This is a genomic window from Gordonia sp. NPDC003950, from assembly GCF_053605205.1.
In genome coordinates this window covers 15,757-34,926 of record NZ_JBSGIT010000006.1, presented here as the reverse complement: position 1 = coordinate 34,926, position 19,170 = coordinate 15,757, and the positions used below count along the sequence as shown (strand labels likewise).

At 67.2% G+C, this 19,170-nt stretch carries 11 protein-coding genes; 6 read left to right on the top strand and 5 right to left on the bottom strand.

The features are described 5' to 3' along the window. Nucleotides 1–44 precede the first annotated feature (44 nt). From ACWETB_RS06705 to ACWETB_RS06680, 6 genes are all read left to right on the top strand, one after another. Nucleotides 45–3,302, top strand: coding sequence for an arabinosyltransferase domain-containing protein (locus ACWETB_RS06705; RefSeq protein WP_452210317.1), 3,258 nt, complete (start codon nucleotides 45–47; stop codon nucleotides 3,300–3,302). A 387-nt stretch (nucleotides 3,303–3,689) separates the two neighbouring features. Beyond that, entirely contained in the window at nucleotides 3,690–4,235 is a 546-nt protein-coding gene (locus ACWETB_RS06700) for a Dps family protein (protein WP_449742588.1), read from the top strand. A gap of 22 nt (nucleotides 4,236–4,257) precedes the next feature. Then, nucleotides 4,258–4,506 (top strand): hypothetical protein, encoded by a 249-nt coding sequence (locus tag ACWETB_RS06695; protein WP_452210102.1) that lies wholly within the window; start codon nucleotides 4,258–4,260, stop codon nucleotides 4,504–4,506. 98 nt (nucleotides 4,507–4,604) lie between these two features. Further along, nucleotides 4,605–5,834, top strand: coding sequence for a DICT sensory domain-containing protein (locus tag ACWETB_RS06690; RefSeq protein ID WP_452210100.1), 1,230 nt, complete (start codon nucleotides 4,605–4,607; stop codon nucleotides 5,832–5,834). A gap of 113 nt (nucleotides 5,835–5,947) precedes the next feature. After that, complete coding sequence (locus tag ACWETB_RS06685; protein ID WP_348807274.1) at nucleotides 5,948–6,706, top strand: VIT1/CCC1 transporter family protein; 759 nt, start codon at nucleotides 5,948–5,950, stop codon at nucleotides 6,704–6,706. 333 nt (nucleotides 6,707–7,039) lie between these two features. Continuing rightward, nucleotides 7,040–7,342, top strand: coding sequence for a hypothetical protein (locus tag ACWETB_RS06680; RefSeq protein WP_449742585.1), 303 nt, complete (start codon nucleotides 7,040–7,042; stop codon nucleotides 7,340–7,342). A gap of 102 nt (nucleotides 7,343–7,444) precedes the next feature. Here the strand turns inward: ACWETB_RS06680 and ACWETB_RS06675 are convergent, their stop codons facing one another. From ACWETB_RS06675 to ACWETB_RS06655, 5 genes are all read right to left on the bottom strand, one after another. Then, nucleotides 7,445–8,992, bottom strand: coding sequence for an acyl-CoA carboxylase subunit beta (locus tag ACWETB_RS06675; RefSeq protein WP_452210097.1), 1,548 nt, complete (start codon nucleotides 8,990–8,992; stop codon nucleotides 7,445–7,447). Nucleotides 8,993–9,011: 19 nt separating this feature from the next. Then, entirely contained in the window at nucleotides 9,012–14,330 is a 5,319-nt protein-coding gene (gene pks13 / locus ACWETB_RS06670; protein ID WP_452210095.1) for a polyketide synthase Pks13, read from the bottom strand. Nucleotides 14,331–14,598: 268 nt separating this feature from the next. Further along, nucleotides 14,599–16,521, bottom strand: coding sequence for a long-chain-fatty-acid--AMP ligase FadD32 (gene fadD32 / locus ACWETB_RS06665; protein WP_452210093.1), 1,923 nt, complete (start codon nucleotides 16,519–16,521; stop codon nucleotides 14,599–14,601). A gap of 319 nt (nucleotides 16,522–16,840) precedes the next feature. Next, nucleotides 16,841–17,848, bottom strand: a complete 1,008-nt coding sequence (locus ACWETB_RS06660) for an LLM class F420-dependent oxidoreductase (RefSeq protein WP_348807286.1) — start codon at nucleotides 17,846–17,848, stop codon at nucleotides 16,841–16,843. A gap of 284 nt (nucleotides 17,849–18,132) precedes the next feature. Continuing rightward, nucleotides 18,133–19,146, bottom strand: coding sequence for a cutinase family protein (locus ACWETB_RS06655; protein WP_425476277.1), 1,014 nt, complete (start codon nucleotides 19,144–19,146; stop codon nucleotides 18,133–18,135). Between the last annotated feature and the right edge of the window lie 24 nt (nucleotides 19,147–19,170).

Below are 19,170 nucleotides of genomic sequence, written 5' to 3'. Positions count from 1 at the left end.
CTCGTCTGATCAGGATCGGCGCCGTCGTCTTCGGTCTGCTCGGGATGCTGCTGGCCGTCGGAACCCCGCTGTTGCCGGTGAATCAGACGACCGCCGAACTGCGGTGGCCGCAGGGCGACGCGGTGGGCAATGTGAGTGCACCGCTGGTGTCGTTCGTGCCGATCGACATGGACGTCGCCGCGCCGTGTGCACTGGCACGCGCATTACCCGCGAGCGGTGGGGTGCTGCTCTCGACACTGCCCGAGGGCGGGCAGGACGCCGCGGCACGCGCCCTGTTCATCCGCGCCACCGCCGACGCGCTGGTGGTGACCGACCGTGACCTCGTGATCCTTTCGGCTCCCCGGGACACGGCCCAGGACAATCCCGACTGCCGCATCCTCTTTCACGCCGACGGGTCGGGAGTGTCGGCGCGTTTCGCGGCCGGACCGGGCAGCGCGTCGGACGCGCCCGTCCTCACCGGCGACGACGCCCAGTCGAGTTTCACGGTGCCCGACCAGCAGATGCGCCCGCAGATCGTCGGCATCTACACCGACCTGCCTGCCGAGACGCCGCGTGACGGGCTATCGGTGCACGCCACCATCGACACCCGCTATGTGAGCACACCGACCCCGCTGAAGGTGACGGCGATCGTCCTCGGCATCCTGATGACCCTCGCGTCGCTGGTGATGCTCGGTCTGCTGGACCGTCGGGATGGCCGCAGCCACAAGCGGTTCCTGCCGTCGGGCTGGTGGACGATCCGGCCGCCCGACGTCGCGGTGTTCGTCATCCTGGCCCTCTGGTGGCTGATGGGTGCCAACACCTCCGACGACGGCTACAACTTCATCGTCGGCCGGATCGCCGGCGACGCGGGATACGCCGACAACTACTTCCGCTACTTCGGTGTGCCGCAGGATCCCTTCGGGTGGCACTTCCAGGTCATCTCGGCGATGACCCATGTCAGCCTGGCCGCACCGTGGATGCGGTTGCCCGCCTTGCTGCTCGGGCTCCTGGGGTGGTGGCTCATCTCGCGCGAGGTGATCCCTCGCCTGGGTCGCGCGGTCCGCCACAGCACGCCCGCGGTGTGGTCGGCGGCGTCTGTGTTCCTGGCGATCTGGTTGCCGTACAACAACGGATTGCGCCCGGAGCCGGCCGAGGCGGTCGGCGCCCTGCTCACCTGGTGCTGCGTCGAACGTGCCATCGCCACCCGCCGCCTGCTGCCCTATGCGATCGCCGTGGTCACCGCCGCCTTCACCCTGGCGTTGGCGCCGGGCGGATTGATGGCCGTGGCAGCGCTTCTCGCGGGTGTGCGGCCCATCGTCAAGACCCTGGTGACCCGACGCCGCCGCGACGGTCTGCTGCCGATGTTGGCGCCCATCCTGGCCGCCGGTACCGCGGTGCTGTTCCAGATCTTCGCCGATCAGCCGTTGATGCCGCTACTCGTGGGCAATCAGGTGGCCACCTCCGTCGGTCCGACGCTGGAATGGTGGGAGGAACCGGTGCGGTACTACTACCTGATCCTGCCGACCGCCGACGGCACGCTGTCCCGGCGCTTCGGCATTCTGGTGATGATCCTGTGCCTCATCGTGGTCCTGCTCCGCCTGCTGCGTCGGGTCCATCCCAACGGGGTTGCACGGGCACCGATCTGGCGACTCATCGCGGTCACCCTGGGCACGATGTTCTTCATCGCGTTCACCCCGACCAAGTGGACCCACCATTTCGGGGTCTACGCCGGCATCGCGGGCGGCCTTGCCGCCGCGGCCGGTGCGATGATGGCACCGGCCATCCTGCGATCCCGGCGCAATCGGACCTTCTTCGCCGCGGCCGTCCTCGCGGTCACCGGGATCTCGTTCACCGGCACCAACGGATGGTGGTTCGTCGGCAGTTACGGCATCCCGTGGTGGGATCGTCCGCCGTCGCTCGCCGGAATCCAGTTCGGGACGGTGTTCCTCGTCCTCGCGGTGATCACCACCCTGGTCGGATTGTGGTTCCACTTCCGCGACGACTACGTCGACGAGGCGACCCGTGCGGGCCGGTCCGACCGTTGGTACACGAGGCTGACGTTCTCGCCGCTGCCGGTCATCTCGGCGTTCGTGGTGATCTTCATGGTCGTGACCTTCGCGAAGGCAGCGTACGTACAACGTGACTCGTTCTCCTGGCTCAACTCCAATGTGCGGGCACTGACCGGGAACTCCTGCGGACTGGCCAATGACGTTCTCGTCGAGGCGGATCCGACGGCGGGTCTGCTGCGGCCCGCGGCCGTCGACGGCACACCCGCGCCGGACGTCTCGGCGGCACTCGCCGGCACACCGTCCGGGCAACCCCCGAGCGGGTTCTCCCCCAACGGGGTTCCCGACCAGCTCAGCGTGGACGCCACCGAGGACTCCGATACGACCACGACGTCGTCGGGCACCAACAGTGCCGCGTCCGGGGCGGGCGCCGATGAGTCCGGGTCCTCCGATGAGTCGGCGCAGGGTGGTACCGAGGGCGGTCGGGGACAGCGGGGAGTCAACGGATCGACGGTGCGGCTGCCGTTCGCTCTGGACCCGGCCGCCACCCCGGTGCTCGGAACCTACGGATCACCCACCGGCACAGGTCATCTGACCACCTCGTGGTACACCATACCGGCACGTTCGGATACCGCTCCGCTGCTGACCGTCGCGGTCGCCGGGTCCGTCGAGGCCGTCGACGGAATCGGCGTGGTCCATCCGGGACAGACGGTCATCGCGCAGTTCGGACGCATCCGGCCCGACGGCACCGTCACCCCACTCGGGACGATGTCGCCGATCGACATCGGGGAGGCCCCCACGTGGCGCAATCTCCGCTTCCCCCTGGCCGAGTCACCCGCCGGCGCCACCGTCGTACGTATCGACCTGGTCGACACCGCGGGCGCCCCGGCCGAATGGGTGGCGATCACTCCCCCGCGGATCAGCACCCTCGGAACGCTGAACGATGTTGTCGGACGCACCGATCCGGTGTTCATCGACTGGCTGCCCGGGATGGTGTTCCCCTGCCAGCAGCCCATGAAGGTCGTCAACGGCGTTCTGCAGGTACCGAAGTGGCGCATCATGCCCGACGCCGAGGCCACCCGGAAGAACAGTCAGACCTGGATGGCCGGTACCGCCGGCGGGCCGCTCGGCATCACCGAGGCGATGCTCACGCCGACGCTGCTGCCGACCTATCTGCGCAACAACTGGGGCCGGGATTGGGGTGGGCTGCAACGGTTCACCGAGATCGACCCGGCGCCGCCGGCCGACCTGGAGATCGGCACGGCACGGCGATCCGGGCTCTACAATCCGGCACCGATGCGATCCAGCGGGTACTGATCGGCCGCGGCATCGGACTCCAGGAACCGGATCGTCTCGGTGATCGTCTCCGGCGCGTCATTCTGCGGCAGCCGCTGCAGTTCGTCTTCGACGATCCACGGCCACCGCCACCCGATCCGGCGTCACCGACTTGACCGCGGCGTCGACGACGGTGCCCTTGCTGGTCGCCCTTGTTGTCGAGGAGCAACTCCTTGAGGTTGTTGCTCGACCGCGAGTACATGTCACGGAACTCACCGGTGGAACCGTTGGTGACGGCAAATGCTGTCACCGCGAGACGGGATCGCTTGCGCGCTTGCGTCGTGACCATACCGTGATCATCCGTCTCGGTTGCGTTGCGCAGCGCCGCCGAGGGTGTGCGGCGGTCGGCGGCACTCGTAGCGTGGGGTCATGACCACATTCACCGCTCCCGGACTTGACTCCGACGCCGCATCGACGGTCACCACTCTGCTGCAAGAGCGTCTGTCGGCGCTCAACGACCTGCACCTCACCCTCAAGCATGTGCACTGGAATGTGGTGGGCGCCAATTTCATCGGCGTGCACGAGATGATCGACCCGCAGGTCGAACTGGTCCGCGGATATGCCGACACCATCGCCGAACGCATCGCCACCCTCGGCGCGTCGCCACGTGGCACCGCCAAGGCCATCGAGGTCGACCGCTCCTGGGATGACTACTCGATCGGTCGGGACACGGCGCAGGCGCACCTCGGCGCGCTCGATGTGGTGTACGACGGCTTCATCACCTCCCATCGTGACGCCATCACAAAGACCGGTGATCTCGACCCGATCACCGAGGACATCCTCATCGGGCAGACCGCCGAACTGGAGAAGTTCCAGTGGTTCGTGCGGGCGCATCTGGAGAGCTACACCGGCGAACTCGCCACCGCGGGCCAGACCACCGAGAGCGGCGCCGCAGCAGCCGCACGTAACGGCTGATCTCTGACACGACGTCGGACACATGTCACCCGAACCCGCTGTTCCGAACCACACCGCCGCCGGTGGTGCTGAGGTCGATCCGATTCCGGCGCCACCGGATCCCGCGGACCGCGGTGTCCGGGTGCTGTGGATCGCCGCCATAGTCGCCGTCATTCTCTGGGTCTTCGTCATGGCCGTCGGCTTCACCGGGTCGGTGACGGTCGCTGCCGTCCTCATCGCGTTTCTTGTTACCCTGGCCGTAGGCACCATGTTTGCCCTGTCACGGTTATGAGCCACCTCATGTGACGTTCACAAGAGGATGTGAAACAGCTGCATCCATCCGGTTGCGCCTCGACGCGCCAAGGGAAGGCCGATGGACGTGGTTCTGCGATGACCCCTGATTCTGCACAGATGCCGGTCGGGAGTGGATTCACTCTCTTCGATGAGCTGGAGCTCCACATGCAATTCGCGCCGGTGTGCCGGTTGAGCGACGGTGCCGTCGCGGCGGTCGAACTCACCCTGCGCGGCCCGACCGGCACACGGGTCGGCACCTCCCGCGCCCTGCGCCGGGCGGCCCGGCTGATGGATCAGCACCGCGTCCTCGACAACCGCAAACGCGAGTTCGCGGCCTCCCCGCAGGCACAGTCCCTGGCCAAGATTCTGCCGCTGCTCGTCCACCTCGACCTCGAACTCGTCGACGGCCTCGACGACGACACTCTCGACGTCCTGGAGCGACACGTCATGGTCGTGCTTCCCGACGCCGTCGAACGCAGCCCGCAACGCACCCTGGCGCGGGTCGCCCGGGCCCGCAGCAAGGGACGGGTGATCTGTGTCGACGGCCTGACCACCAGCGATCAGGCAGCGACCCTGCTGTCGCTCATCGAACCCGACATCATCGTCACCGGGCCCGAGCTACTTGCCGCCGACGCCAATCCGGACGGCGCGCGGATCGCACACACCTTGGCCGCCCACATCGAACGCACGCATGCGGTGGTCGTCGCCGACGGCGTCGACGACGAGGCCAAACGGATCACCGCGATGACGATGGGCGCGTCCTACGGAACCGGCAGCCTGTATCCCGCGGTCGAGTCGCCGTCGGTGTTCGGAACGGCGACCATCGTTCCGCTGCCGGATCTGCCGGTGTGGTCGACACCGGCACCGGACGGCGCCACCCCGTACGCCATCGCGTCGGCCCTGCACGTCCCGCGCCGCGGCAGCAAACGATTGCTGATCGAGATGAGTAAGGCATTGGAAGAACAGGCCGCCGCCGGCGGTGCGGCGATTGTGCTGGGCACCTTTCAGCACGCCCGCCACTTCACCGACCGAACCGCGGCGCGATGGCGGTCGATGTCGATGCGCACCGGACTGGCCGGCGTCTACGGGGTCGACCTCGTCGACATCCGCGACGGCAACGTGCACCGCGCACCGCTGGCACCCGACGACGACCTCGTCGAGGAATGGAATGTCGCGGTGCTGGGGCCTCATTTCGCCGCTCTGCTGTCGGCGCGCGATCAGCATTGCGGATCGGCGGACCTCGACCGCACCTTCGATTTCGTGCAGAGCTACGACCGGGTGACGGTCACCCAGGCGGTGCACTCCATCCTGCAGCGGTTCGCGTGAGTGCGGTCGCCATGGATTCGCCCATCCGAGACACACGAAAATCGCGGCAAAACTGCAGCTAGGTTCGGCTTTCCTGACTTGCGGCTCCCGACAATTCGGGCTTGAGTTGAGTCATGCGCAACGTCGAGGACACTGCTGCCGAGCATGACGATGCCGATCCGCCGCATCAGCATCCGGGTGAACCCCACGCCGGCGGCTCACTGAAGAATCGTCTCAACTGGCTACGTGCCGGTGTGCTCGGCGCCAACGACGGCATCGTCTCCACCGCGGGCATCGTCGTCGGTGTCGCCGCCGCCACCACCGAGCGCGGTCCGGTGTTCACCGCCGGTCTCGCGGGCCTCTGCGCCGGCGCCGTGTCGATGGCACTCGGCGAGTACGTGTCGGTGAGCACCCAACGCGACACCGAACAGGCACTCCTGGCCAAGGAAACCCGCGAACTCCGTGAGGAACCCGAGGCCGAGTTCGAGGAACTGGTGGGCTTGTACGAGGCCAAGGGCCTCAGCCACGACACCGCCTGCCGTGTGGCGACCGAACTGACCGACCGTGATGCGTTCGAGGCCCACGCCGACATCGAACTCGGCATCGACCCCCACGAACTCACCAACCCGTGGATGGCCGCGGTGTCCTCTGCGGTGTCGTTCCTGTCCGGCGCCCTGCTGCCGATGCTGGCGATCCTGTTGCCGCCAATCAATGTTCGGGTGCCGATCACCTTCGCAGCGGTGATCGTCGCCCTGGCCTTGACCGGCTACGTCGGCGCCGTCCTCGGCGGCTCATCGCCGTGGCGGCCGATGTGCCGGGTCGTCGTCGGAGGCGCCATCGCGATGATCGTGACGTTCGCGATCGGAAAAGCACTCGGCACCGCAGTGGGCTAGGAAGACCCGACGCGGGTCGCTGCGATCTCGGTGAGGACCGCACCGTCCATCTCGGTGGGAATGATCCGGGTCAACTCGCTGAAGTGGACTGCCGCAATCGCGTTCGATCTTCGCGCCACGCGGGGTGTTGTCCGCCGGGTGTTGTATCTGTCGCCGGCCGCGGCGCGATCTTGCCGGCAGAACGATTTCGCCGGGTCGGAGCCAGTCAGCCGCCGCGTTGAGCTCCGTCGAAACGACACCCGTGTCCGCCGGGCCGAGCTTGTCGAGGTCGAGACCCGGTGAGACAAGGCTGAAAACCTAACCACTCCAATCCCATCGGGCCATGCTCAGCCTGTGGTCAGAAAGTACTCACCCGGCACCACGGTCACCCGCTACTGCGCGTCGAGCGTGCAGGCGGCACGGGTGGCCATGCATGCGATCCAAGCAGGCGAAGGCGGCGCATTCGTCGTCGCCGGCCCGTGGATCGATCCCTGCGGACGTAACGAACTGCCCGACGTCTATATCGCGATGGGCCAGACCGCGAAGAATGTCACCCAGGTCTCGATGAGCTGCTCGCGCAAAGCGATTACCGACGGGTGTCCGGCGAGGGCTGGAAGCACATCGACAAGGCCGAACGCGACGCCGGCAAGCCGCTGAAGCGTTGGCGACGCAAGATCGTCGACACCGCCGAACTACTCGACTGCGCGAGTCCGGTGAGCACTCCGGGGTGATCGCTCCGGGGTGATCGCTCCCGGGCGATCAGATGGGCATCAGGAAGTGCTTGCGGTCGGTGCGGAGCATCTGCTTGTCACGCAACTGCGCCAACGCCTTTCGCAACTGCAGCCGGGTCTCGGCGGGCTCGATGACCGCGTCGATGTAACCGCGTTCGGCAGCCAGATACGGCGTGGCCATCATCGTGTTGTAGAAGTCGATGAAGTCGCGGCGCACCTTGTCGGCGTCGTGCGCACTCATCCCCTCGGTCTGCCGTCGGGTCAGCACCGCCGCGGCCGACTCGGCACCCATCACCGCGATCTTCGCCGACGGCCACGCGAAGTTGATGTCGGCGCCGAGTTGCTTGGATCCCATCACCGCATACGCGCCGCCGTAGGCCTTGCGCAGGACCACGGTGATCTTCGGGACGTCGGCCTCGACGTAGGCGTAGAGGAATCGGCCGGACCGCCGGATCGTCGCCTTCTGCTCCTCCACCAGGCCCGGCAGGATGCCGGGGGTGTCGACGAGGAAGATCAGCGGGATCCCGAAGGCGTTGCAGATCCGCACGAATCGCGCGGCCTTCTCCGACGAATCGGTGTCCAGGGTCCCGGCCATCACACTCGGCTGGTTGGCCACCACACCCACCGACTGGCCGTCCACCCGGGCGTACCCGGTGATGATGTTGGGCGCGAACAACTCTCCGACCTCGAGGAAGGCGCCGTCGTCGAAGAGTTTGATGATGACGTCGTGCATGTCGTAGCCCGCGTTGTCGTAATCGGGCATGAACTCATTGAGGGAGAGATCGCTGGCGGTGATCTCCGGCTCGAGGCCCGGGTTGATCACCGGCGGGCGCTCGTAGCAACTCGACGGCATGTACTGCAGGTAGTCCCGCACCCACTCGAAGGCGGCCTTCTCGTCGGCGGCGACGTGGTGGATGTTGCCCCACCGCGCCTGATTGTGCGCACTGCCGAGGTCCTCGGCCGAGATCTCTTCTCCGGTGGTCTGTTTGATGATGTCCGGCCCGGTGACGAACATGTAGGACTTGTCCTCGACGGCCACCAGGATGTCGGTGTTGGCCGGGGTGTACACGGCACCGCCCGCGCACTTGCCGAGGATCACCGAGATCTGCGGCGCCAGACCGGACAGCAGATCGTTACGCCGGCCCATCTCCGCGTACCAGGCCAGTGACGTCACCGCGTCCTGGATGCGCGCACCGGCCGAGTCGTTGATGCCGACCATGGGGCAGCCGATCCGCCCGGCCCACTCCATCAGCGCGGCGACCTTGCGGCCGAACATCTCACCGACGGTGCCGCCGAGGACGGACTGATCGTGGGAGAACGCGGCGACCGGACGGCCGTGGACCAAGCCGTGGCCGGTGACGACGCCGTCGCCGTAACCGGTCTCCGCCGCACCCGGCATCTTGGCCAGCGCACCGATCTCGACGAAGGTCCCAGGGTCGAACAGCATCGCCAAACGCTCACGGGGAGAGAAAATCCCCTTCTTGGCTCGCTTGGCGATCGCCTTCTCGCCGGCCGGTTCCTTCGCCAGTTCGAGCTTGGCCCGAAGGTCGGCGAGTTTCGCTGCGGTCGTCTCCACGGTCTACTCCTAGCCGTTGTCAGTGGGTGCTGGGCGCCGGAACGTCGCTCAGGCGGCGGGTCAGGTCGGCACCGATCTTGCCGATGAACGGTTCGTCGACGATCGAGAGGTGATCGCCACCGATGTGGATGATCTCCAGATCGTCGACGACCTCACCCCAGCGGCCGTCCTCGTCGATCTCGGCCCATTGCGGCTCGAGTTCGATGGCGCCGTCGTGCATCCGGTCGGCGCGGTAGAGCACCACCTTGCCGTCGTAGCGGGTCGGCCGGATGTTGGTGAGCGCACGATTGTCGATGAACGAGGTGCGCTGATGCTCGATGATCCCGCCGGGGATCTTGGTGCCCGACATCGACATCATCTCCATGATGATCGCGAACTGCCCCTCGTCGTCGGCCTCGACCAGCCGATCCATCGGGATCGGGATGTCGGCGTCGAGATCGTAGTTGCGGATCGCGAACTCCTTCCATCGTTCCAGCCGTTGACGTTTGGTGTCCGAGGTCTCCGCCACGTCGTGGCGCGGCCGGACGACGTCGATCAGGCCGACGAACGCGACGTCCTCACCCTCCTCGGCGAGCACCTGCGCGCAGCCGTAGGCGAGAGCACCGCCGAGGGACCAGCCGATCAGCACGTACGGGCCGTGCGGCTGCACCTCGCGCAGGCGTGGCATGTATTGGCGCACACGCTCTTCGATGCTGCCCTCGACGCGGTCGAAACCGATCACCGGCTGATCGTCGGGCAGCCGCTTCAGCAGCGCCTCATACGCCGAGGTGTTGCCGCCGGCGGGATGGAACAGCAACGCCGGCACCGGATCTCCGGCGCTCGGGTCGTAGCTTTTCTTGCCCGCCGGCGTCAGCCGCAGGTATCGGATGAAGCCGTCGGTGTCGGCGGCGGCGTCGAGGAACTCGCGAACGTAGTTCGACATCTCCTCGATCGTCTCCGAGTCGAGGATGTCCTCGACGTCGATATCGCCACCGGTGCGCTCGTTGAGCTTGTCGGTGAGTGCTTGTGCCACTTCCTCTTCCAGCACCGGCAGCTTGTTGAAGATGCCGCCCGCGGACCGCTTGGTGATCACCGCGTACACCCCGAAGGTCAGACGCTCGGCCGCGTCACGCGGCGGGACGTCGGAGCCCGCGGCGTCGGCCACGGCCTTCTGATCGGTGAGGTCGGGGGCAGGGGAAGGTGTGGCCTCCACGGCGGGGGGTTCAGCCGAAGGGGAAGCTGTGGCCTCCACGGCGGGGGGTTCAGCCGCGGGGGAAGGTGCTGCAGTGGGGGCGGCGGCACGCTTGGCGTTTTGCTCGTCGATGTAGGCGTTGAGCGCGGCGGTGTCGAGTTCGCCTCCGCCGCCGGCATTCTCGGCCAGCGAGTCGAGTTCGTCACGGTGGGCGACCGCGTACTCGACGAACTTGGTGACGTCGGCGAGGTTGGCCTGACGCATCGCCTGCAGCTGCAGTTGCGGGATGTCGAACTCGAACTCGACGCGGTTCTTGATGCGCACCGCCATCAGCGAATCCAGCCCGAGTTCGATGAGCGGGATCTCGCGCGGCAGGTCTTCGGGGTCATACCCCATCGACTCACCGACGATGATCGCGAGCCGATCCTCCACCGACTCGCCCGATGCCGGGTCCCAGCGGTTGCCGATGTCGTCGATCACCTCGTCCTCGACGACCACCGAGGTGTCGGTATAACCGATCTTGTCCGGATCGACCTTCGCCGGAGCGCCGCCAGTGACATTCTGGGCGGCGTCAACGAGATTCTGGGTGCCGTCAACGGAATTCGGAGCGCCGTCGGCGAGGTCGCCGGTCACCGCGGCCTCGAAGAGCAGCCGGAAGTTCTTGTCGGCCGTGTTCTTGTCGTCCCGGGCATGCACCGTCACCGACGCGCCACCCGGGTGCGGGCTCAGCGTCGTCGTCAGGGTGCCCGCCGACGGCAGCTCGCCATGGGCGAGGGCCGCACCGACCGTGGCGCCGGAGAGGACCTGAGCGGCCGCCGCCCGCACCAGCTCACGCGGGTCGGTGACGGCGGCGGCGTTGACCTCCCAGGCATGCCGACCGTCCGGCAGCGCCACGTGGGCGCCGGGAACCTTGCCGACACCCGAACCCGACGACAGCGAGGCGGAGAGCCAGTATTCCTTGCGCTCGAAGCGGGTTCGCGGGATGTCGGCGAAATCGCCTGCGCCGAACAGTGATCCGACGTTCACCGGATGTCCGTGCACGTAGAGCTTCATCAAGGCGTTGATGAGCCCGTAGCTCTCGTCCTCCTTGCGGCGCAACGTCTCGATCAGTTCCGCGTCGTGCAGACCCGACGAGAAGGTCACCGCGGCAACGGAGATGAGGACGGTCGGGTTGGGTGAGAGTTCCAGGAAGGTGCGGTGCCCGTTCTCCACCGACTTCGAGATGGCCTGGGAGAACCACACGCTGTGGCGTAGGCCCTTGAGGAAGTAGTCGATGGTGTGCACCGGCTCATGCCCGGGTCGGTAGAAGGTCTCCCGATCCACCGAACTGTAGAAGCCGACGGTGGGCCGTAGCGGCTCGATTCCGGTGAGCTCGTAGGACAATTCGCCGAGCAGCGGGTCCATCTGCGAGGTGTGGCTGGCGCCCTTGGTCTGGAGTTTGCGACCCAGCTTGCCCTCGGCCTCGGCGCGCGCGACGATCGCGTCGACCTGCGATTCCGGCCCGCCGATGACGGTATGCGTCGGTGCCGCGTACACACAGATCTCCAGATCCGGGTAGTCGGTGAGCACACCGGTGATGTCGTCGGCGGAGTACTCGACCAGCGCCATCAGGCGGATGTCGTCGCCCTGGAGCATCGACTCACCCTCACCCATCAGGCGCGAACGCTGGCAGATGACGCGGGTGGCGTCCGCCAGCGACAGTCCGCCGCTGATGTAGGCGGCGGATGCCTCACCCATCGAATGGGGCACCAGCACACCGGGTTCGGCGCCGAAGTGACGCAGCGTGTCGGCCAGGGCCACCTGGATGGTGTAGATGCCGACCTGGCTGGTCTCGATGCCGTAGGTCTGTGCGTCGTCGAGGAACATCTCGACGATCGAGTAGCCGAGTTCCTGCTGCACGAAGGCGTCGACCCGGTCAGCATACTTGGCGAACACCGGATTCTCGGTGTAGAGCTGCTTGGCCATCTTGCGATGCTGCGATCCGAAACCGGAGAGCAACCAGACCGCCGACGCCGCATCCGGTGAATCCACCGAATACACAGTCGGATTGGCCTTGCCCTCGGCGACCGCGCGAACACCCTTGATCGCGTCGTCGTGGCTGCGGGCCATCACCACCGCACGGGACCGCCCGTGGTTGCGGTGTGCCAGCGCGCGGCCGATGTCGGCGAGCGGAGTCGCCTGTCCCGCATCGGATTCCAGCCATGACAGGAGGTCGGCGGCGGCCTTGCGGCGACGCGACGGCAGGAATGCCGAGATCACCAGCGGCACCACCGAGCCCTCGGCCGCGGCCGGTGCGAACCCCTCGGCGGGATCGGATTCGGCGACGGCGGCAGGCGCCTCGGCGGCCGGGTTTTGCGCGGCGAGGACCGCACGCTCGGCCTCGGTGAGGAATTCGTCGTCGTCATCGTCGTCGGCCACGGGGGTCTCGGCGGCCGCCGCGTCGAGCGCGGGGATGTCGACGTCGCCGCGGGTCAGATCACCCGGCAGCACCTCACGCACGATGACATGCGCATTGGTGCCACCGAATCCGAAGCCGGAGACGCCGGCGATGGCGTGCCCGGAGTACCGCGGCCATTCGGTGACCTCGGGGGTCACCTTGAGTCCGGTCGCCTCGAACTGGATGTACGGGTTGGGGCCCGCGTAGTTGAGGGATGCGGGAATCGTGTTGTGCTGCAACGACAGCACCACCTTGGCCAGTGCGCCGGCACCGGCCGCCGATTCCATGTGACCGAAGTTGGTCTTGGCCGACCCGAGCAGAGCGGGCGCACCGACCACGCGGCCACGGCCGACCACGCGGCCGAGGGCGTCGGCCTCGATGGGGTCACCGAGGATGGTGCCGGTGCCGTGGGCCTCGATGTAGTCGACCTGACGCGGGTCGAGCGCGGCGTCGACGTAGGCCGATCGCAGCACCTCCACCTGCGCTTCGGGATTGGGGGCGAAGATGCCGTTGGAGCGGCCGTCGGAGTTGACCGCGGAACCGGACACGACGGCCAGCACCTGATCACCGTCGCGGCGGGCGTCGGCGAGGCGTTTGAGGACGAACATGCCGCCACCCTCGGAACGCACCATGCCGTCGGCGTCAGAGGAGAAGGCCTTGATGTGACCGTCCTTGGCGACCGCGCCGATGGTGTCGAAGCCGACGGTCGCGGCGGGGGTGAGGATCATGTTGACGCCACCGGCCAGCGCGACGTCGGATTCGCCGGAGCGCAGGCTTCGGACGGCCTGATGCACGGCGACCAGCGACGAGGAGCACGCGGTGTCGATGGCCACCGACGGGCCGTGGAAGTCGAAGAAGTAGGAGACGCGGTTGGCGATGATCGAGGTCGCGGTGCCGGTCAGGGCGTAGGCGGCGGTCTCGTCGGAACCCTCGCCGAGGCCGAGGGCGGCCATCAGCTGATAGTCGTTGGTGGAGGTGCCGACGAAGACGCCGACCTGCCCGCCCTTGAGATCGCTGGCCGGGATGTGGGCGTGCTCGAGCGCCTCCCAGGTCAGTTCCATCGCGAGACGCTGCTGCGGGTCGACCATCTCGACCTCACGCGGACTCATCTGGAAGAAGTCGGCGTCGAAGGACTTCACGTCGTCGAGGTAGCCGCCGCGCAGGTTGCGCTTGGCGAGCACCTCGGCCATCTGCGGATCGGAACGGAATTCCGTCCACCGGTCCTCGGGCAGGTCCGAGATGCCGTCACGGCCGGTGATCAGTGCGTCCCACGTCGAGTCTGGGGTGTCGCCGGCCTTCGGGAATCGTGTCGACAGGCCCACGATGGCGATGTCGTCGGCGTCGTCGCGGTCGCGTTCCCAGAAGCGGTCGGCGTCGACGTCGACATCCTCGTCGGGATCGCCCTCGATGATGCGTTTGGCCAGCATCGCGATGGTCGGATGGTTGTAGGCGACGGTCGCGGTGAGGATGACGCCGGTCTTGTCCTCGACGTCGGCGGCCAGGGCCACCGCATCGCGTGAGGACAGGCCGAGCTCTTCCATCGGCCGGTCGTCGTTGATCTGGTCGGCGGGGACACCGGTCGCCTCCGACACCCAGTTCCGCAGCCAGTCGCGCAGTTCGCCGACGGTCAGGCCACCGGCGGTCTCGCCGTCGGGGGAAGCGGGAGCCGCGGCACCCTCGTTGACGGTGTCGTCGGACCCAGTGTTGGCGTCGTTATGCAGTTCAGACATCAGTACCCAAAATACTCATCAGTGGGCCGGTACTGGACCGGCCCTGCGGAAATGGAGTGGCGCACCGCTACCACCAGGTGTTCGGGCCGCGCCGCGATGCAGGAGGAAGAGCGAGGAGCGAAGCCGTCGGGTTGAGTGGCGCCTCCGGGCCCGAACACTCGCGGACGCGGAGCGGACGCCACATCTTCGCGGCGTCGTCTTCGACGACGAGCGGTGCTCAAGGGCGCAAACACCCGCGCCGCCGGAAGCGGCGCCAGTCAGCACGCCGCTAAGCGCCCGCATCCGGGAAAGCTGTTTGCTTGTACCCACCCCGCAGGCTGCCGTCGATGTAGGCGGCCTTGGTGGCGCGCCGGGCGATCTTGCCGCTGGAGGTGCGGGGGATGGAGCCGGCGGGCACGAGGAGGATGTCGCGGGCCATGACGCCGTGGCGCTGTGCGATGGCGGCGCGGACGGTGTCGGCGATCTCCTGCGGGTCGGTCTTCTTGCCCGGTCCGCGCTCGGCGACGATGACGAGTTGTTCGGAGGCGTCGTCGGGGTCGAAGCTCAGACCGCTGGTCGACTGTTCGAAGACGACGGCGGGCAGTTGGTTGGCCGGGACCGCGAAGGCGGCGACGAAACCGGGGCGCAGCGCGGTGCTGGCCTCTTGGGCGCTGAACTCGATGTCCTGCGGGTAGTGGTTGCGGCCGTCGACGATGACGAGGTCCTTGACGCGGCCGGTGATGTAGAGCTCACCTTCGAACCAGACGCCGTAGTCGCCGGTGCGCATCCATTCGGCGCCCTCGGGTGCCCCGTCGGTGTGGCTGCCCTGGGGCAGCGGCACGTCGATCGTGTTGTGGAAGGTTCGCTGGGATTCGGTGGGCTTGTTCCAGTAGCCGGCGCCGATATTGAGTCCGTGCAGCCAGATCTCGCCGACCTGGCCGTCGGCCTTCTCGGTGGCGGTGCCGGTCTCGTCGTAGTCGGCGGCGTCGACGATGGCGGCCCACTGGCTCAGGGCGACCTGGCCGCAGGACACCTGTGCGACGGCACTGGGGGCGTCGGAGTCGATGATCTTCATTCGTCCGGCGCTGAGTTCGTCGCGGTCGACGTAGATGATCTTGGCCTCGTTGTCGCGCTGAGTGGCGGAGACGAACAGGGTGGCCTCGGCCATGCCGTAGCAGGGTTTGATCGCGGTCTTCGGCAGGCCGTAGGGACCGAAGGCGTCGTTGAACTTCTTCATCGAGCTGACCGTGACCGGCTCGGAACCGTTGATGAGTCCGATCACGTTGGACAGGTCGAGGGTCTCGCCGGGCTTGGGCAGTCCGCGTGCGGCGGCGTGCTCGTAGGCGAAGTTCGGTGCGGCGGCGTAGGTGGGGGCGTTGTCGTCGTCGGCGGCGAGTTCACGGATCCAGCGGCCGGGGCGGCGCACGAAGGCCTGCGGGCTCATGATCGTGATGTATTTTCCGCCGAGCGCGGGCAGGATCACCGTCAGCAGTCCCATGTCGTGGAACATCGGCAGCCAGGTGACGCCGCGGGCGTTGCGGTCGATCTCGATGCAGTCGTAGATCTGCAGAACGTTGGCGGCGACGGCCTGGTAGGTGATCTCCACGCCGGCCGGTACGCGGGTGGAGCCGGAGGTGTACTGCAGGTAGGCGACGGTGTCCTTGTTGTGGTCCTTGCCGGCGACGGGGGCGACCCAGCCGGAGCCGACGGAGTCGGGGACCGCGTCGACGGCGATGACACGAGGACGTTCCTTGGCGGGGCGGTCGGCGAAGAAGTTGCGGACCGCCTCGGCGGATTTGGTGGAGGTGAGGATGGCGGTCGGTTCGCAGTCGGCGAGGACCGCGGTCAGGCGGTCGGTGTGGCCGGGCTCATCGGGGCTGAACAGGGGTACGGCGACGTTGCTGGCGTAGAGCGCGGCGAAGAAGCCGATGACGTACTCCAACGACTGCGGGGCGAGAATGGCGACCCGGTCCCCGTGCTTGGTGACCTGCTGGAGTCGGGCGGCCACCGCGCGCAGTCGCTTGCCGAACTGTGCCCAGGTGAGGTCCTGACGCTCACCGTCACGTTCACGGCTGTAATCGATGAATCGGTACGCGAGGGTGTCGGCCGCGTCGCGGACGTTGCGCTCGACATAGTCGACGAGCGTCGCGTCCTCGGTGAAGTGCAGCTGACCGTTCTCGTCGAGGAACTGGTCGAATTCAGTGTTCAGCATCCATCTACTCCTGTGGCCCCCACGTCACTCCCCTGCCGGGCAGGTGAGTGCGTACCTTTCTCGTGGCACACCCCGCGGCGCCCACGAACAACGATGACGCTCGACTGCTCGGGCATCGGTGTTCGCATCGGTACTCATCTCGCGACTACCGCCTCACGGTAGTGCAGTCGCGTCTTCGGTTTCGCTTCGCGTGATCGTCATGTCCGCTTTTTGTGATCCTGCAGCCCGATCACGTGACTGCAGGCCCCTCACCTGGGCGGACACCACCGGGTTCACGCATATCCGGTGTCCGGGTGCGCCGCCAGACCGAGGTCACACATTACTCTCCCTTGAGGAGCGAGATCACCGGCGCGAACGCGTCCATCTGGGTCGGGAACACCCCGACGTACGACATCGACGTCCGGCGCCGGATCTCGCGGATCTGATCGGCGATCTCCTCGAAGGAGCCGATCGCGATGTACGGCGAGCTCAGCACATCGTCGACGGTGAACTCGGCGTCGCGGGCGATGTTCGGCGGATACCCCTGATCAAGCGCCTTGAGAGCCATCTCGGCGGTGGCCTGCCGATCGTCGGTGATGACGATGACCGCGATGGTCCAATTGATCTCGATGTCGTCGAATCGGTCGCCGGCCGCCGCACGGATGCGGTCCACGCGCTCGGCGGTCTTCTCGATCGTCATGTCGGAGAGCTTCATCTTGCCGTCGGGTGTGGTGCCCGGCGCCACCGAGATGATGTCGGCGTGCTTGGCTGCCAGCGCGAGCATCTTGGGGCCGCCACCGCCGACGGCGATCGGCGGGCGCGGTCCCTGCCGGGGCCGCGGCGTGCCCTCGAGTCCCTTGATCTGATAGAACTCGCCGTCGAAGTCCACGGTCTCGCCGCGCATCAGCTTGTCGAGGATGGTCAGCGACTCGTCGAGACGCCGGATGCGTACGCCGGGCGATTCGAACGGGATACCCGCCTTGTCGAATTCCTCTTTCATCCAGCCTGCGCCGATGCCGAGTTCGAGGCGTCCCTTGCTCAGCACGTCGATCGTGTTGGCCTCCTTGGCCAGGATCGCCGGATTGCGGAAGCCGTTGGCCAGCACCGAGGTGGCGAGGCGGATACGGCTGGTGGCCTGACTGAGTGCACCCAGCGCGGCCAGCGGTCCGACCTGATTACCGAGGTGATCCGGTACCGCGAACGTGTCGTATCCGTACTCTTCGGCGGTTTGCGCGAGTTTGACGAACTTACGGGCGCCGCCCTCGTCCTTGTTGCCCTCGCCACCCGCGCCGAACCGGAACTTGCGCACAGTGCTCTGGCCCGGCCCGGCGGGCTCGACCTGGGTCATACGCGTCTCTCCTCGTGCCCGGCGGTACCTGCCCGGCGTCGTCGATGTTCCGGCGGAGGATCTCCCCCACTTTGGGGGACATCGCCGAACCAGCCCACAACGTTAATGCAGGCCCGTGAGCTCACCAAACGGTGCTTGGTTGCGATCGCTCCGCGAATCGCGCGTGCGTGCGCCCACCTGCACCGCTCGTCGTCGTCATCGCATCGTCGCTACGCTCCTCGCTCTTCCTCCTGCATCGCGGCGCGGCGCACACACGGGCTCGTAGGCGGCGCTTGTTGCGCCCGTCAGTTGTGGGCCGGGCGGGGCGCCGCGTCGATCAGGTTCTGCGACCAGCCGAGCATCCACTGGGTGGCGGTGGCGCCGTCGTGGGACCAGTACCGCGGTGTCGCGTAGAGGGCGTGCACCGGGTTGTTCAATGCGCCGAGCAACTGGTTGACCGCGCCCAGCGGATTGGTGACGGTGGGCGCGTCACATATGAGATCGCCTGGCGCACAGATGGATACGACCTTGTCGCGAACGCTGCCGAATCCGCCGGTGCGTGGTCCGGTCATCGTGATTCCCGGTACGAGCGTACCCATTCCACTCAGCGAGATCTCGGCTCCGACGCCCGGCGGGCTCGGGGTGATGTCGCGCTGATCGCCGGGTTGCCGACGACCGTCGGCGATCAATCCGACGCCGAGGACGAGATCGGCATCCTCGGCGGGTAGCACCCCGCCCCGCCCGTTTCCGATCGCCGAGGCGAGATCACCGGAGATCACCGCACCCTGTGAGAAGCCCATGATCACGTAACGGGTCAGCGGGCAACGCTCGTGCGTGCTGATGATCTTGCCCGCGGCCCGCTTGTAGCCCTGGGTCCGCGAGTCGTTGTAGTCGGCCTGGTGGTCGTTGAGGTTGGTCGGGTTACGGAACTGCGCCACGTAGGGAACCGTGTACACCTCGGTCCGCGATTCGGGGAACTGCTCCTTGAGCGCCGAGGAGACGCGCAGCATCAACGATCGCGGATTGGCCGTGGGGTTGTCCGGGTCGTCATCGGCGGCCGACTCCCAGGTACCCGGCACCACCAGGGTCAACACGTCCGGACAGTCGGCAGACTGCGCCTCGGGGCGGGTGGACGGCGTCGACGGCGTGGTCGAGGTGCCCGGCGGTTGCGGCGCACCGCCACGCAGACCCTGCACCCACAGCACGACGAGAACGATGGCGATGATCGCGAGCAGGGCGACCGCTGCGAGCATCAGCGGCAGGATGCGTCGGCGGGCCGGGCGCGATCGGGCACGGCGAGATCGGCGGGCGGCGTTCACCGGTCAGGGTGTCCGCTCAGAAGC

Excerpts from the sequence above, each read along its gene's own strand:
- ACWETB_RS06685 (WP_348807274.1), top strand. The coding sequence starts at position 5,948 with ATGCGCAACGTCGAGGACACTGCTGCCGAGCATGACGATGCCGATCCG.
- ACWETB_RS06695 (WP_452210102.1), top strand. The coding sequence starts at position 4,258 with ATGTCACCCGAACCCGCTGTTCCGAACCACACCGCCGCCGGTGGTGCT.
- ACWETB_RS06705 (WP_452210317.1), top strand. The coding sequence starts at position 45 with ATGCTGCTGGCCGTCGGAACCCCGCTGTTGCCGGTGAATCAGACGACC.
- fadD32 (WP_452210093.1), bottom strand. The coding sequence starts at position 16,521 with ATGCTGAACACTGAATTCGACCAGTTCCTCGACGAGAACGGTCAGCTG.
- ACWETB_RS06690 (WP_452210100.1), top strand. The coding sequence starts at position 4,605 with ATGACCCCTGATTCTGCACAGATGCCGGTCGGGAGTGGATTCACTCTC.
- pks13 (WP_452210095.1), bottom strand. The coding sequence starts at position 14,330 with ATGTCTGAACTGCATAACGACGCCAACACTGGGTCCGACGACACCGTC.
- ACWETB_RS06700 (WP_449742588.1), top strand. The coding sequence starts at position 3,690 with ATGACCACATTCACCGCTCCCGGACTTGACTCCGACGCCGCATCGACG.
- ACWETB_RS06660 (WP_348807286.1), bottom strand. The coding sequence starts at position 17,848 with ATGACCCAGGTCGAGCCCGCCGGGCCGGGCCAGAGCACTGTGCGCAAG.